Origin of the sequence: Azospirillum canadense (assembly GCF_025961225.1) — a bacterium.
GTDB classification, from domain to species: Bacteria; Pseudomonadota; Alphaproteobacteria; order Azospirillales; family Azospirillaceae; genus Azospirillum; species Azospirillum canadense.
The window spans coordinates 1-12,993 of record NZ_JAOQNG010000001.1; the positions used below are offsets into that span (position 1 = coordinate 1).

Annotated in this window: 8 protein-coding genes; 6 read left to right on the top strand and 2 right to left on the bottom strand. The window is 68.6% G+C overall.

The genetic code is table 11. The features are described 5' to 3' along the window. The 3 genes from M2351_RS00005 to M2351_RS00015 form a co-directional block, all read left to right on the top strand. On the top strand, positions 1-1,407 hold a 1,407-nt coding region (locus M2351_RS00005), incomplete at its 5' end, for an oligopeptide/dipeptide ABC transporter ATP-binding protein (RefSeq protein ID WP_264654134.1). 131 nt (positions 1,408-1,538) lie between these two features. Further along, positions 1,539-3,530, top strand: a complete 1,992-nt coding sequence (locus M2351_RS00010; protein ID WP_264654135.1) for a methyl-accepting chemotaxis protein — start codon at positions 1,539-1,541, stop codon at positions 3,528-3,530. A 148-nt stretch (positions 3,531-3,678) separates the two neighbouring features. Next, positions 3,679-5,592, top strand: a complete 1,914-nt coding sequence (locus tag M2351_RS00015; protein WP_264654136.1) for a sensor histidine kinase — start codon at positions 3,679-3,681, stop codon at positions 5,590-5,592. Between the two features lie 229 nt (positions 5,593-5,821). Here the strand turns inward: M2351_RS00015 and M2351_RS00020 are convergent, their stop codons facing one another. Next, the gene (locus tag M2351_RS00020; RefSeq protein WP_406567349.1) at positions 5,822-6,319 is read right to left on the bottom strand and encodes a DJ-1/PfpI family protein; all 498 of its coding nucleotides are present in this window, start codon (positions 6,317-6,319) and stop codon (positions 5,822-5,824) included. 685 nt (positions 6,320-7,004) lie between these two features. Continuing rightward, entirely contained in the window at positions 7,005-8,282 is a 1,278-nt protein-coding gene (aceA, locus tag M2351_RS00025; RefSeq protein WP_264654137.1) for an isocitrate lyase, read from the bottom strand. 196 nt (positions 8,283-8,478) lie between these two features. On the opposite strand from aceA, the gene M2351_RS00030 reads away from it, so the two are divergent. The 3 genes from M2351_RS00030 (at position 8,479) to M2351_RS00040 (ending at position 12,955) form a co-directional block, all read left to right on the top strand. After that, entirely contained in the window at positions 8,479-9,921 is a 1,443-nt protein-coding gene (locus M2351_RS00030) for a helix-turn-helix domain-containing protein (RefSeq protein ID WP_264654138.1), read from the top strand. A gap of 231 nt (positions 9,922-10,152) precedes the next feature. Then, the gene (locus M2351_RS00035; RefSeq protein WP_264654139.1) at positions 10,153-10,926 is read left to right on the top strand and encodes a ferredoxin--NADP reductase; all 774 of its coding nucleotides are present in this window, start codon (positions 10,153-10,155) and stop codon (positions 10,924-10,926) included. 220 nt (positions 10,927-11,146) lie between these two features. Next, on the top strand, positions 11,147-12,955 hold the full coding sequence (locus M2351_RS00040) for a glycoside hydrolase family 17 protein (protein WP_264654140.1): 1,809 nt from the start codon (positions 11,147-11,149) through the stop codon (positions 12,953-12,955). The last annotated feature ends 38 nt before the right edge of the window (positions 12,956-12,993 follow it).

Sequence of the window (12,993 nt, forward strand, 5' to 3'; positions counted from 1 at the left end):
GCGCAGTTCGTCGAGCTGCTGCACCATCATCTGGGCGTCGACGAGCACACGGCCCTGCGCCGGGCGGTGGAGGCGCTGGAGTGGTTCCGGATGCCCGCCGCCACGCGCCGCCTTTCGCTCTACCCCCACGAACTGCCGGAGGCGCAACGCTGGCGCGCCGTGCTGGCGCTGGCGGTGGCGGCGCAGCCGGCGGTGCTGCTGGCCGACGCCCCGGCCGCGGCGCTGGACCCCACCCAGCGCGCCTGGATGCTGGACCGCCTGGCCGGCTGGGCGCGGGAACACGGGACGGCCCTGGTGCTCGCCGGGCGGACGGAGAAAGTCGTCGCCGGCCCCGCCGACCGCGCGCTGCTGCTGGAGGCGGAGCGGCTGCGTGCGGCGTCGCCGAGCCCAGCCACCGACGGGGCCGTGAACCGCGAACCACCGCCGGCCGGGGCTCCGGCCCTGTCGGTGCGGGACCTGCGCGTCGCCTTCCGGCTGGGCCGGACCTGGAAGGGGGAGGACCGCTGGCTGACCGTGGTGGACGGCGTCGGCTTCGATCTGGCCGAGGGCGACACGCTGGCCCTGATCGGCGAGTCGGGCAGCGGCAAGTCGGTGCTGGCGCGCGCCCTGCTGCGGCTGGTGCCACCGTCCGGCGGGCAGGTCGCGTGGCTCGGCCGCGACCTCGCCGGCGCGCCGCCGGACGCGATGCGCCGGGCGCGCCGCGATCTGCAGATCCTCTTCCCCGACCCTGCTGCCGCGTTCGACCCGGGCATGACCGTGGGCGCCCAGATGGCCGAGCTTCTGGAGACGCTGCGCCCGGACATCCCCGCTGCCGACCGCGGCCCGCGCATCGCCGACGCCCTGCGCGAGGTGGGGCTGCACGAGGCCGTCGCGGCCCTGTACCCCGCCGCCCTGGATACCGCGGAGGCCGCGCACGCCGGGCTGGCCCGCGCCCTGCTGTCGGAACCTCGCCTGCTGGTCTGCGACGAGCCCGCGGCGACGCTGGCCGGCGCGGACCGCGCGACCTTTCTGGCGCGGCTGATGGAGGTGCGCCGCCGCCGCCGGCTCGCCCTGGTCTACGCCACCGAAGACGCGGCCGACGCGCTGAAGGTGGGGCGGCGCGCGCTGGTCCTGCTTCTCGGCCGGATCGTGGAGGCTGCGGACAGCGCCTCCCTTATTGACGACGGGGCCGACGGGGCGCGCCACCCCCTCACCCGCGCGATGCTGGCGGTGGCGGGGGGCGGCGGGTCCGGGCTGCCGGGCGATCCGCCCTCCGCCCTCGCCCCGCCGTCCGGCTGCGCGTTGCGGCTCCGCTGCCCGCTGGCGCGCGATCACTGCGCCCAGGTCGCCCCTGCGCTTGATGGGGCGGCGGCCGGCCACCGGATCGCCTGTCACTACTGGGAGACAAACAGTCAGGGTGCGTCATAGGAGCGCATCGGCCTGCCGATATATTTCATTCGGTTTGACGCTTCGCGTCTGCACAATTTATTCATGCGCTTCGACGCTCCGGCTCGGCCCTTTATCGCCGTCCGCGGAGACTTTTGCTCCTCGGAGGTTGCATGACCACGCTTCTTTCACGGTTTTCCGTCCGTTTCCAGATCATGACCATCGCGGCGCTGGGCATGGTCGGGTTGCTGGTCGTGCTGGCGGTGTTCTGGGAAAGCCGAACGGTGCAGAACCGCATGGCGGCCATCGACCATGCGACCAGCGCCGCGTCCGACGCCTCGGAGAAGGTGGGCGACCATCTCGCCTCGGCGCGGGTCCAGACGAACATCTTCCTGGACAGCCGCACCAAGGACCCGCTCGACCGCCGCAACCGCGACGTGGCGAACGCGCTGGCCGGCATCGACGCGCTGACCGGGACGCTGACGAGCGACAACGCGCGCGCCAAGCTGGCCGCGTTGAAGCAGGCGGTCGTCGCCTGGAACGGCCAGTTCGACACGCTGGTCGCCACCATGCGCAAGATCGGGCTGACGGAGGGCGAGGGCCTGCACGCCGCGCTGAACTCTGCGGCGATAAACCTGGAGCAACGGCTTCAGGAGAATTACGAGCTGGATCCGGACGAAGCCACCCTGTCCCGCCTGCAGGTGCTGATCCTGCAGGTGCGGCGGTACGAGAGCGACCTGCTGCGGCGTTCCAAGCCGATCGACCGCGACGCGCTGCTGCGGAACCTGAAGGATTTCGGCGTGCAGCTGGCCGCGGCGAAGCTCGACTCGGCGGAACTGAAGGTCGTGGAGCGGCTGCGCGCCCAGTATGAGCAAGCCTTCGTCGCCTTCGCCGACACCTACCTGTCGCAGGTTCCGCAGAAGGAAGCGGTCCGCGCCGGCGGGGCCGCGATGGTGCCGCCGCTGGAGGCGCTGGTGGCCCTGCTGAACGCGGAGGCCGAGAGCGCCCGCGACGCCATGGCGGCCAACCGCGACGAGACGGTCACGCTGATGGTCTGGTCCATCATCGCCACGGCCGTGCTGGCCGGCCTGGCCAGCGTCGTGCTGGGGCAGAGCATCGCCGGGCCGCTCGGCCGGATGAGCGTCGCCATGCAGGCGATCGCCGCCAACGACCTGAATGCCGTCGTGCCGGCGCTGGAACGCCGCGACGAGATCGGCCGCATGGCCCGCACGCTGGAGGTCTTCAAGGCGGGTGCGGCCGACAACGAACGCCTTCGCGCCGAGCAGGAGAAGAGCCGCGCCGCCGCCGAGGTGGAGAAGCGCCGGATGCTGACCCGGCTGGCCGACGACTTCGAGGAGAGCGTCAACGCCATCGTGGAGGGCGTCGTCAACGCGGCGACGCAGACGCGCAGTTCGGCCGAGCAGATGACCGCCACCGCCATCCGCGCCAGCGAGCGCGCCGCCACCGTGTCCGCCGCGTCGGCCCAGGCGACCAGCAACGTCCAGACGGTGGCGACCGCGGCGGAGCAGCTGAGCGCCTCCATCCACGACATCGCCCGGCAGGTCTCGACCTCCGCGAACATCGCCGCGCAGGCCGAGCAGGAGGCCGAACTCGTCTCCGTCACCATCCGCAACCTGGCCGAGGCGGCGCGGCGCATCGGCGAGGTGGTGCAGCTGATCAACGCCATCGCCGCCCAGACCAACCTGCTGGCGCTCAACGCCACCATCGAGGCCGCGCGCGCCGGCGAAGCGGGCAAGGGCTTCGCGGTGGTCGCCAACGAGGTGAAGAGCCTCGCCAACCAGACCGCCAAGGCCACCGACGACATCGCGACCCAGGTCGGTGCGGTGCAGACGGCGACCGAGGCGGCCGTCTCCGCCATCGACGGGATCACCGGGATCATCGGCCAGATCAACGGCATCGCCGCCGGCATCAGCAGCGCGGTGGAGGAGCAGGGCTCCGCCACGCGGGAGATCGCCCGCAACGTCCAGGAAGCGGCCAGCGGCACCCAGGAGGTGTCGAGCAACATCGCCGGGGTCGAGGACGCGGCCAGCGAAACCGGCCGCACCGCGGAGCAGGTGCTGTCGGCCGCCGAGGATCTGATGAGCCAGTCCCGCACGCTGCGCGACCGGGTGGACGGCTTCCTCGGCACCGTCCGGGCGGCGTGACCGACAGACCGGCGGCGCGACAACCGGGGGCTTGCGGGGAGACGGATGGGACAACCGGGCGCAGGGGCGTGGACGCGGGCGCCCCTGTTCAGGCCGCCCCCATCTCTGGTAGATTGCTTGTCATGCCATCAACCGCGCTTCCTTCCCCATGACCGCCCTTCCGCTCGCCGAAGCGGAGATTGCCGGGCTGGAATTCCTGGAAGGGCTAGCCACGCCGTTGTGGCTCATCCGCCAGGACGGCGGGACGGTCTGGCTGAACGCGTCGGCCCGCGCGGCGCTCGACCTGCCGCCGGAGGGCCCGGCGTCCTTGCTGCATTTGGTTGAAACGGCGGAGTTGCGGCGCGCGATGGACGCCGTCGCGGCCGGCCATCGCGCCTCGGCGCGCATCCGTTTCCGGTGCGGCGGGCGATGGGAGGACGGCATCCCGGCGGAGGTGGACGTCCTGCTGGCCCCGGCGCCCTGTCGCGGCGGCCTGGTGCTGGTGGAGGCACCGGCCGACGGCGGCGCGAGGCGCGAGGCGATGCGGCTGAACGAACAGCTGGTCGCCCTCTCCTACGCCTACCCGGACATCCGGTTCGAGCTGCGGCGCGACGGCACCATCCTGGACTTCGCCGCGGCCAGCCCAGGCGACCTGAACGTCCCGGCCGAGCGCTTCCTGAACCAGCGCGTGCAGGAGGTTCTGCCCGAACCCGCGGCCGGCCTGATGGTCGCGGCGCTGGACCGGCTGAACGGGGGCGACCTGGTCACCGCGCTGGACTTCACCTTGCCGGCGCTGCCCAACAGCCGCGAGTCCGGCGACAAGTCCTTCGAGGCGCAGCTGGTCGCGCTGATGGACGGCGACCGCATCCTGTGCAGCATCCGCAACGTCACCGAGCGCGTGCGGGCCGAGCGCGAGGCGCGGCGCGCCCACGACCGGCTGCTGGACGCCATCGAGTGCATCACCGAGGGCTTCGTCCTCTACGACCCGGACGACCGGCTGGTGCTCTGCAACTCGCGCTACCGGGACCTGTTTTCCGACAACACGGACCTGATGACCCCCGGCACACCCTTCGAAACGGTGCTGCGCGTCGGTGCTGCGCGCGGCGTTTACCGGATCGCGCCCGAGGAGTTGGAGGGCTGGATCGCGCGGCGCATCAACCAGCACCGCACCGGCGGGCCGCCGATGGAGGTGCAGCTGGTGTCCGGCCGCTGGATCCGCATCGAGGAGTGGCGAACCAAGGAGGACGGCACCGTCGGCATCCGCGCCGACATCACCGACCTGAAGGCGCGCGAGGCGGATCTGCGCGCCGCCCGCGACGAGGCGGAGCGCGCCAACCGTCGCAAGTCCGACTATGTCCACCACCTGAGCCACGAGCTGCGCACGCCGCTGAACGCCGTGCTGGGCTTTTCCGAGATCATCCGCGACGAGATGATGGGGCCGAACAACCCACGCTACCGGGACTATGCGGGGCAGATCACGGCGGCCGGCGTCTACATGCTGGATCTCATCAACAATCTGCTTGACCTCGCGAAGATTGAGGCCGGCCGGATGGACCTGCACGAGGAGGCCTGCAACCTCGCCCTGCTGGTGGACCTGACCTTCGGCATGATGCACCCCCGGGCGGCCGAGGCGGCGGTCCGGCTGGTCATGGACATCCCCGACGACCTGCCGGGCGTGCACGGCGACGCATCGCTGATCCGGCAGATGCTGACCAACCTGGTCGGCAACGCCATCAAGTTCGCCCGGCCGCCCGGCAAGGGCCCTGAGCGGACCGCGCCCGAGCGCTGCGTCACGGTGCGCGCCGCGCGGACCGGCGACGGCGGGATTCTGTTGAGCGTCGCCGACAACGGCATCGGCATGCGGCCGGAGCAGATTCCGGCGGCACTCGACTCCTTCCGCCAGGTGCACCAAAGGGACATCGCGACGGAGCGCGGATCCGGCCTGGGCCTGCCGCTCACCCGCGCCCTGATCGCGCTGCATGGCGGCTCCTTCCGGATCGACAGCGCGCTGGGGATCGGGACGACGGTGTTCCTGGAATTTCCGGCGTCGCGGGTGTGCGAGAGCGACGGATTTTTCCAATAAGCCGTGTGTCGGTGGGCAGTGATTCACACGGATTATTTTATTGATATTATTATTGCTGGATTACGCTGTTCAAACAGTCGCCCAGAAAATATATCCGTGTAATCCGTGGAGATCTTGTGCTCCACGCCACGACTCTCCCCCATAACGCGAAACGGCCGCGCGCACGGGGAGTGCGGCGGCCGTCCACCCGCAGGAAAGACGGGTTCCTCAAAGGCGAGGCGCGGACCGGTCAGGCGGCCTTGCGAACGGCAGCGGCGTCCGAGAAGACCTTCACCACCTGCTCGACGAAATCGGCCAGCTGGTCGTGGCCGAGCGCCGTGATCGTCACGTTGTCCACCACCAGCGGCTCGTCGCTCAACTGGGCGCCGGCGGCTTCCAACTCGGCGCGGACGGCTTCCGGAGCGGCCAGTTGGCGGCCCTTCAGCTTGCCAGGAATGGCGAGGAGCTGGATGCCCTGGTCGATCGCGGCGATCGGCTTGCCGGCGTCCAGGAAGTGACCGACGATGCGGCGGGTGTGGGCGCTCTGCTGGAGCTTGGCGACGCTGCGCTCGCCACCCGGCAGCAGCAGCATGTCGTAGTCCGCGCCCAGAACTTCGCCGACCTGCTTGTCAACCGGGAAGTAATGGCCCCAGGACTTGCCGTGCCAGCCGTTCACCAGACCCTGTTCGGGAGAAATCGTACGCAGCGCAGCCCCGGTCTTGAGCAGAGCACGCTGCGGCTCCGTCATCTCAAGTTCCTCAAAACCGTTGGCCACGAGAATGGCAATGCTCTTTCCTGCGAGGGGTTGATCCATACTGTCGAGTCCTTTCATCGTTCAACCTGGATGTGCGGGCCGCCGGGGGAAAAAGAAACGGCGCTCGCCGCGCAAGGGTTTGCGCGGCGACGGGACCCGCAGCCGGTCCTCAAAGCTGAGAAGTCCGGCGCTGGGGCGTTCAGGCCCCTGATCGGTTTGTTGTGAGCATGGAACACAAGTGGCCCCAAAGAGGTCCCAAGTCAATGCCTTATTCCGCACCGCAACCAACGCCCAGCCGCCCGGGGCCACGTCGGCGCGCAAGGCGTTTTTGCGGCTGCGCTCAAGACTTAAGCAAGGATTTCCCGATGTGAGGAGCGGCACGGCGCAGATCAGCCATGCCGCGGCGGCGCGGCTTGAGGCTGTGTCATGGCCGGTGACAAAAACCGGGAACGAAAAAACGGCCGGGGAAGAGCCCCCGGCCGGTTGAAAGTCGATAGCGTCAGCCGTTCGAAGAGATCCGGCTCGCACACCGGATCGGGAACCAACCGGTCGTCGTGGCGGGCTCGGGGCGCCGCCACGGCGTCCGGGCAACAGCCGGTCGGGTGGGCGGCCGGCGTGAAACGGCCGCCCGGTGACCGGCGAACGCCGACCGATCAGGCGATCGGCCGGCGTGAACCGATCAATGGAACTGGTCGGCCTCCGTGGAGTCCTTGTAGGCGGTGGTGGAGGACTGGCCGCCCGACACCGCGGTCGCCACCAGGTCGAAGTAACCGGTGCCGACCTCGCGCTGGTGCTTGGTCGCGGTGTAGCCCTCGGCCTCGGCCGCGAATTCCGCCTGCTGCAGCTCCGAGTAGGCGGCCATGCCGCGCGCCGCGTAGCCCTTGGCCAGCTTGAAGGCCGAGTAGTTCAGCGAGTGGAAGCCCGCCAGCGTGACGAACTGGAACTTGTAGCCCATGGCGCCCAGTTCCTGCTGGTACTTCGCGATGGTCGCGTCGTCCAGGTTGGCCTTCCAGTTGAAGGACGGCGAGCAGTTATAGGCCAGCAGCTTGTTCGGGAACTCCTTGCGGATGGCCTCGGCGAACTTGCGGGCGTCGTCCAGGTTCGGCTTGGAGGTCTCCCACCACAGCAGGTCGGAGTACGGCGCGTAGGACAGGCCGCGGGCGATGCAATGCTCGACGCCCATGCCGGTCTTCAGGCGGTAGAAGCCTTCCGAGGTGCGGCCGGAGTCAAAGTCGATGAAGGGATGGTCACGCTCGTCGATGTCCGAGGTGATGAGCTGCGCCGACTCCGCGTCGGTGCGGGCGATCACCAGGGTCGAGGTGCCGCAGACGTCGGCGCCCATGCGGGCGGCGTTCAGCGTGCGGATGTGCTGCTGCGTCGGGATCAGCACCTTGCCGCCGAGGTGGCCGCACTTCTTCTCGGACGCCAGCTGGTCTTCCCAGTGCACGCCGGCCGCACCGGCCTTGATCATGGCCTTCATCAGCTCGAAGGCGTTCAGCGGGCCGCCGAAGCCGGCTTCCGCGTCGGCGATGATCGGCGCGAACCAGTAGGTGTCGCCCTTGCCCTCGGCCGTCTGGATCTCGTCGGCGCGCTTGAAGGTGTTGTTGATGCGCTCGACCACCGCCGGCACCGAGTTGGCCGGGTACAGGCTCTGGTCCGGGTACATCTGGCCGGCCAGGTTGGCATCGCCGGCGACCTGCCAGCCCGACAGGTAGATGGCCTTCAGGCCTGCCTTCACCGCCTGCATGGCCTGGTTGCCGGTCAGCGCGCCCAGCGTGTTGATGTACGGCTCGGTGTTCAGCAGCTCCCACAGGCGCTGCGCGCCCAGCTCGGCCAGCGTGTACTCGATCTTGACCGAACCGCTGAGACGCTTCACGTCGTCCATGGTGTAGTCGCGCTTGATGCCTTCGTAGCGAGAGGCGCGGAGGGCGGCCTTGGTCTTTTCGTCGAGCGACATGGTCCGATTCCTTGTTTGGTCGTCGTATGGCGCTGCTTTACAGCGCGTCCATGCCTTGACAGTTAAAACGGCCTTCGCTGCCTTGCAACAAGCCCTTGTTTGTAAAAGGGTCACCTTGTAAACTGCCGTTCAAAAATCTCTGTAAATCAGTAAATTTTGTAAATTTTCCGATGCTGTAAAACGGGGCTCGGGCACGATGGACAAGAAGGCGATGCTGGGCCCGAAGGTGCGGCGCCTGCGGCGCGACCACGGCCTGACCCAGGCCCAGATGGCCGAGCAGCTGGGCATCTCCCCCAGCTACCTGAACCTGATCGAGCACAACCAGCGCCCGGTCACCGTGCCGCTGCTGCTGAAGCTGGGCCAGAACTTCGGCGTCGATCTCCAGTCCTTCGCCGAGGACGAGGAGAGCCGGCTGGTCGCCGGCCTGCGGGAGGTCTTCGCCGACCCTCTGTTCGACGGTTCCGACATCAAGAACCAGGATTTCCGGGAACTGGCGGCGGTCGCCCCGACGCTGGGGCAGGCGGTGGTGGCGCTCTACCGCTCCTTCCGCACCAGCCGCGACGACCTGCAGGCGCTGGCCGAGAAGATGGCCGACCGCGAGAAGCTGCACCTTGTCCAGGGCGCCTCCTTCCCGCAGGAGGAGGTGCGCGACCTCTTCCAGGCCAACAACAACCATTTCGCCGAGTTGGAGGCCGCCGCGGAGGAGCTGTGGCAGGAAGGCCGGCTGGAGAAGGGCGACCTCTACCGCGGGCTGGTCGACTACCTGTCGAACAACCACAGCGTCCGCGTCCGGCTGCTGCCGTCGGACGTCATGGGCTACGCGGTGCGCCGATTCGACCGGCACGGCCGGCGCATCCTGCTGTCGGAGATGCTGGCCCCGTCGGGCCGCAACTTCCAGCTCGCCTGCCAGATCGCCCTGCTGCGCCACCGCGACCTGCTGAACCAAATCCTGGACGGGTCGAGCCTGTCGGGCGACGAAGCGCGACGGCTGGCCCGCATCGGGTTAGCCAACTATTTCGCGGCGGCGGTGCTGATGCCCTACGACCGCTTCTGGGACGCGGCAAAGCAAATCCGTTACGACATCGAAATATTGCGGCGCCGGTTCGACGCCTCGTTCGAGCAGGTCTGCCAGCGGCTGACCACCTTGCAGCGTTCCGGGGCCAAGGGCGTGCCCTTCTTCCTGATGCGGGTGGACAGCGCGGGCAACGTGTCGAAGCGTTTCTCCGGCGCCGGCTTCCACTTCGCGCGCTTCGGCGGCGGCTGCCCGCGTTGGATCGTCTACGACGCCTTCCGCACACCCGGAAAAATCCACAGCCAGCTCGCGCAGATGCCCGACGGCACGACCTATTTCTCCATCGCGCGGACGGTGGTGAAGGCCGGCGGCGGCTTCCGCAGCCCGCCGCAGCAGTTCGCCATCGCGCTTGGCTGCGATGTGCAGCACGCAGGGCAAATCACTTACGCCGACGGATTCGACCTGGAAAACACCGAGGCGGCGACGCCGATTGGTGTGAATTGCCGGCTCTGCCCGCGTCTGGACTGCTCGCAACGGGCCTTCCCGCCCTTGAACCACCGGCTGATCGTGGACGAAAACCTGCGCGGCCTGTCCCCTTACCTGTTCGCCCCGCCGGCCGGCGAATGAAGGCGCTTATTCCGCAATAACGCTTTGTGGTTAGGGAAAAACCACAACATTTTTGTAGGTATAAATTAGTGGCTTGTTGACTATTTCCCTGTTAATGACGCATGCCGCATTGCGGCACGGCTTGGCTTCTGAACACCGGCCCCTGACAGCAACGGACTGACAGCCACGGACGAGCCGGCCACCAAAACGGTTTTGGCGAAACGGATCTGGCGAAACGGACCTGCGGATCACATGAGCAACATTCTTCACGAACGCGTGCTGCGCGTTCACCACTGGACGGACACGCTGTTCAGCTTCACCACCACGCGCGATCCCTCGTTCCGTTTCGATCCCGGACAGTTCACCATGATCGGCCTGGAGGTGAACGGCCGGCCTCTGCTGCGCGCCTACAGCATGGTCAGCGCCAGCTATGAGGAGACGCTGGAGTTCTTCTCCATCAAGGTGCAGGACGGCCCGCTGACCTCGCGCCTCCAGCACCTGAAGGAAGGCGACACGCTGCTGGTCAACCGCAAGGCGACGGGCACGCTGGTCACCGACAACCTGCTGCCGGGCCGCAACCTGTATCTGCTCAGCACCGGCACGGGCCTCGCCCCGTTCCTCAGCATCATCAAGGACCCGGAGATGTACGCCCGGTTCGACAAGGTGGTGCTGACCCACACGACCCGCACGGTGGGCGAGCTGGCCTACAATGACCTGTTCACCAGCGTGCTGCCGGAGAACGAGTTCTTCGGCGAAGACGTGAAGCAGAAGCTGGTCTATTACCCGACCGTGACTCGCGAGCCCTTCCGCAACCAGGGCCGCATCACCGACCTGATCCGCAGCGGCAAGCTTTTCAGCGACGTCGGCCTGACGCCCTTCGACCGCGAGGTCGACCGCGTGATGATCTGCGGCAGCCCGGCGATGCTGGACGAGACCGCGTCGATCATGGACGGCATGGGCTTCAAGATGGGCCACAACGGCGAGCCCGGTCATTACGTGATCGAAAAGGCCTTTGTGGAGCGTTGATCCAATCCCCTCGCCCCTCTGGGGAGAAGGGCTTGCAGAATCCTCGGAATAAGCCGGAGCGGGATGGTGTTGGTGTCGACGTGACGATGGCACGTCATCAATCCTTGACCGGACCTTGACGGGCGCGCCTCCCACCGGGGGCGCGCCCTTTTCGTGTCATCGCACGGGCTACGGCCCACGCTGTTCCGCCACACCGCACTTTCGTGTAGACATCCCCCCCATGCGAATCATCAAGCTCCTCGCCGTGCTCGTGCTGGCCGGCCTCGCGAACTTTGCCGTCTGGTCGCTGTCCAACCAGCCGGTCCCGCTCGACCCGCCGCCCGGCGGCAAGCTGAAGAGCGTGTCCTTCGCGCCCTTCCGCGACGGGCAAAGCCCGCTGACCCACGTCTTCCCAACGACGGAGCAGATCGACGAGGATCTGGCGGCGCTCGCCCCGCAGGTGGCGGGCGTGCGCACCTACACCTCGTTGGAAGGGCTGGAGGTGGTGCCGGAGCTGGCGCGCAAGCACGGCATGACCGTCACCATGGGCGCCTGGCTGTCGTCCAAGCTGGACAAGAACGAGGCGGAGGTCGCGTCCCTCATCGACCTCGCCAACCGCTACCCGGACGTCATCACCCGCGTGATCGTCGGCAACGAGGTGCTGCTGCGCCGCGAGCTGACGGCGGAGCAGGTCGCCGGCTACATCGACCGCGTGAAGGCGGCGGTGAAGCAGCCCGTGTCCTACGCCGACGTGTGGGAATGGTGGCTGAAATACCCGCTGATCGCGGACCACGTCGATTACCTGACCATCCACCTGCTGCCCTATTGGGAGGACGTGCCGACCGACGTCGCCGGCGCGCAGGAGCGCATCCGCAGCAGCTACCGCACCATCGCGCAGCGCTTCCCCGGCAAGCCGATCCTCGTCGGCGAGACGGGCTGGCCGACCGCCGGCCGGTCGCGCGGGGCCGCGGTCACCGGGCTGGTCAACAAGGCGAAGTTTGTCAACGGCTTCGTCCGCCTCGCCCAGCAGGAGGGCTTCGACTACAACGTGATCGAGGCCTTCGACCAGGGCTGGAAGGCCAAGCTGGAGGGCACGGTCGGCGGCCATTGGGGCCTCTACACCGCCGACCGCGAGGCCAAGTTCTCGCTGGCCGGGCCGGTGGTGGAGAACAAGCGCTGGCCGCTGCTGTTCGGCATCTCCACGGCGCTGGCGGTCGTGCTGGTCGCCGGGTTGGGCGCGCGCGGGCGTACGCTGACCCTCGGGGCGTACGCGGCGTTCGCCTTCCTGGCGCAGGCGTTGTCCGGCCTGTACGTCCACGCGGTGTACGCGGCCATGCACGGCAAGCATTATTGGCAGGACGTGACGCTGGCCGGCGGCATGCTGGCGCTGACCGGCCTGTTGTCGCTGACGGTGTTGCTGGCCGTGCGGCGCACGCTGAACAGCGGGGAGCTGGCGCTGGAGCCGCTGGCGTCCTTGCGTGGCCGTCCGACCTTGACGCGTACGGAGTGGCTGGGCCGCGCCACGACCCTGGCGCTGACCGCGGCGGCGCTGGTCTGGTCCTTCCTGATTGTGTTCGACGGCCGCTACCGCGACTTCCCCAACCCGTACTTCGCGCTGCCGGCGCTCGGCTTGCTGGCGCTGGGGGCCACGCGGACCGTGCGCCGGCCGCCGGGCACCGGGGGGCTCACCGCCTGGGGCATCGGCGCGCTGTTCCGGCCGGCCGTTCCGGTCGCGGACATCCCGGCCCGCAGTCTGTGCGCCGCCGTCCGCCGCATGCCGGTGGAAGCCGCGCTGGCCGGCCTGCTGGTGCTGGGCGCGGTCCTGACAGTGATCGCCGAGGGCTTCGTCCCACTGGAGTCGCTGATCTACGGGCAGCTGCCCTTCCTGGAGGCGCTGCACGAGGTGGACTGGGCGCAGCCGAACCTGGAGGCGCTGGCCTGGGCCGGCTTGCAGCTTCTGCTGGCGATCCCCTACGGCGCGGCGGTCCTGTCCGCCCGCGTCCGCGAACCGGCCCGCGCCGGCCAGTGGGTGCGGGTCGCCGGGGAGTGACGACCAAACCCTCTCCCGCCACCGGCGGGAGAGGGTGT

What these genes read in the sequence shown, in the direction of transcription:
- M2351_RS00030 (WP_264654138.1), top strand. Translation starts at nt 8,479, where the DNA reads ATGGACAAGAAGGCGATGCTGGGCCCGAAGGTGCGGCGCCTGCGGCGC.
- M2351_RS00015 (WP_264654136.1), top strand. Translation starts at nt 3,679, where the DNA reads ATGACCGCCCTTCCGCTCGCCGAAGCGGAGATTGCCGGGCTGGAATTC.
- M2351_RS00010 (WP_264654135.1), top strand. Translation starts at nt 1,539, where the DNA reads ATGACCACGCTTCTTTCACGGTTTTCCGTCCGTTTCCAGATCATGACC.
- M2351_RS00035 (WP_264654139.1), top strand. Translation starts at nt 10,153, where the DNA reads ATGAGCAACATTCTTCACGAACGCGTGCTGCGCGTTCACCACTGGACG.
- aceA (WP_264654137.1), bottom strand. Translation starts at nt 8,282, where the DNA reads ATGTCGCTCGACGAAAAGACCAAGGCCGCCCTCCGCGCCTCTCGCTAC.
- M2351_RS00020 (WP_406567349.1), bottom strand. Translation starts at nt 6,319, where the DNA reads ATGACGGAGCCGCAGCGTGCTCTGCTCAAGACCGGGGCTGCGCTGCGT.
- M2351_RS00040 (WP_264654140.1), top strand. Translation starts at nt 11,147, where the DNA reads ATGCGAATCATCAAGCTCCTCGCCGTGCTCGTGCTGGCCGGCCTCGCG.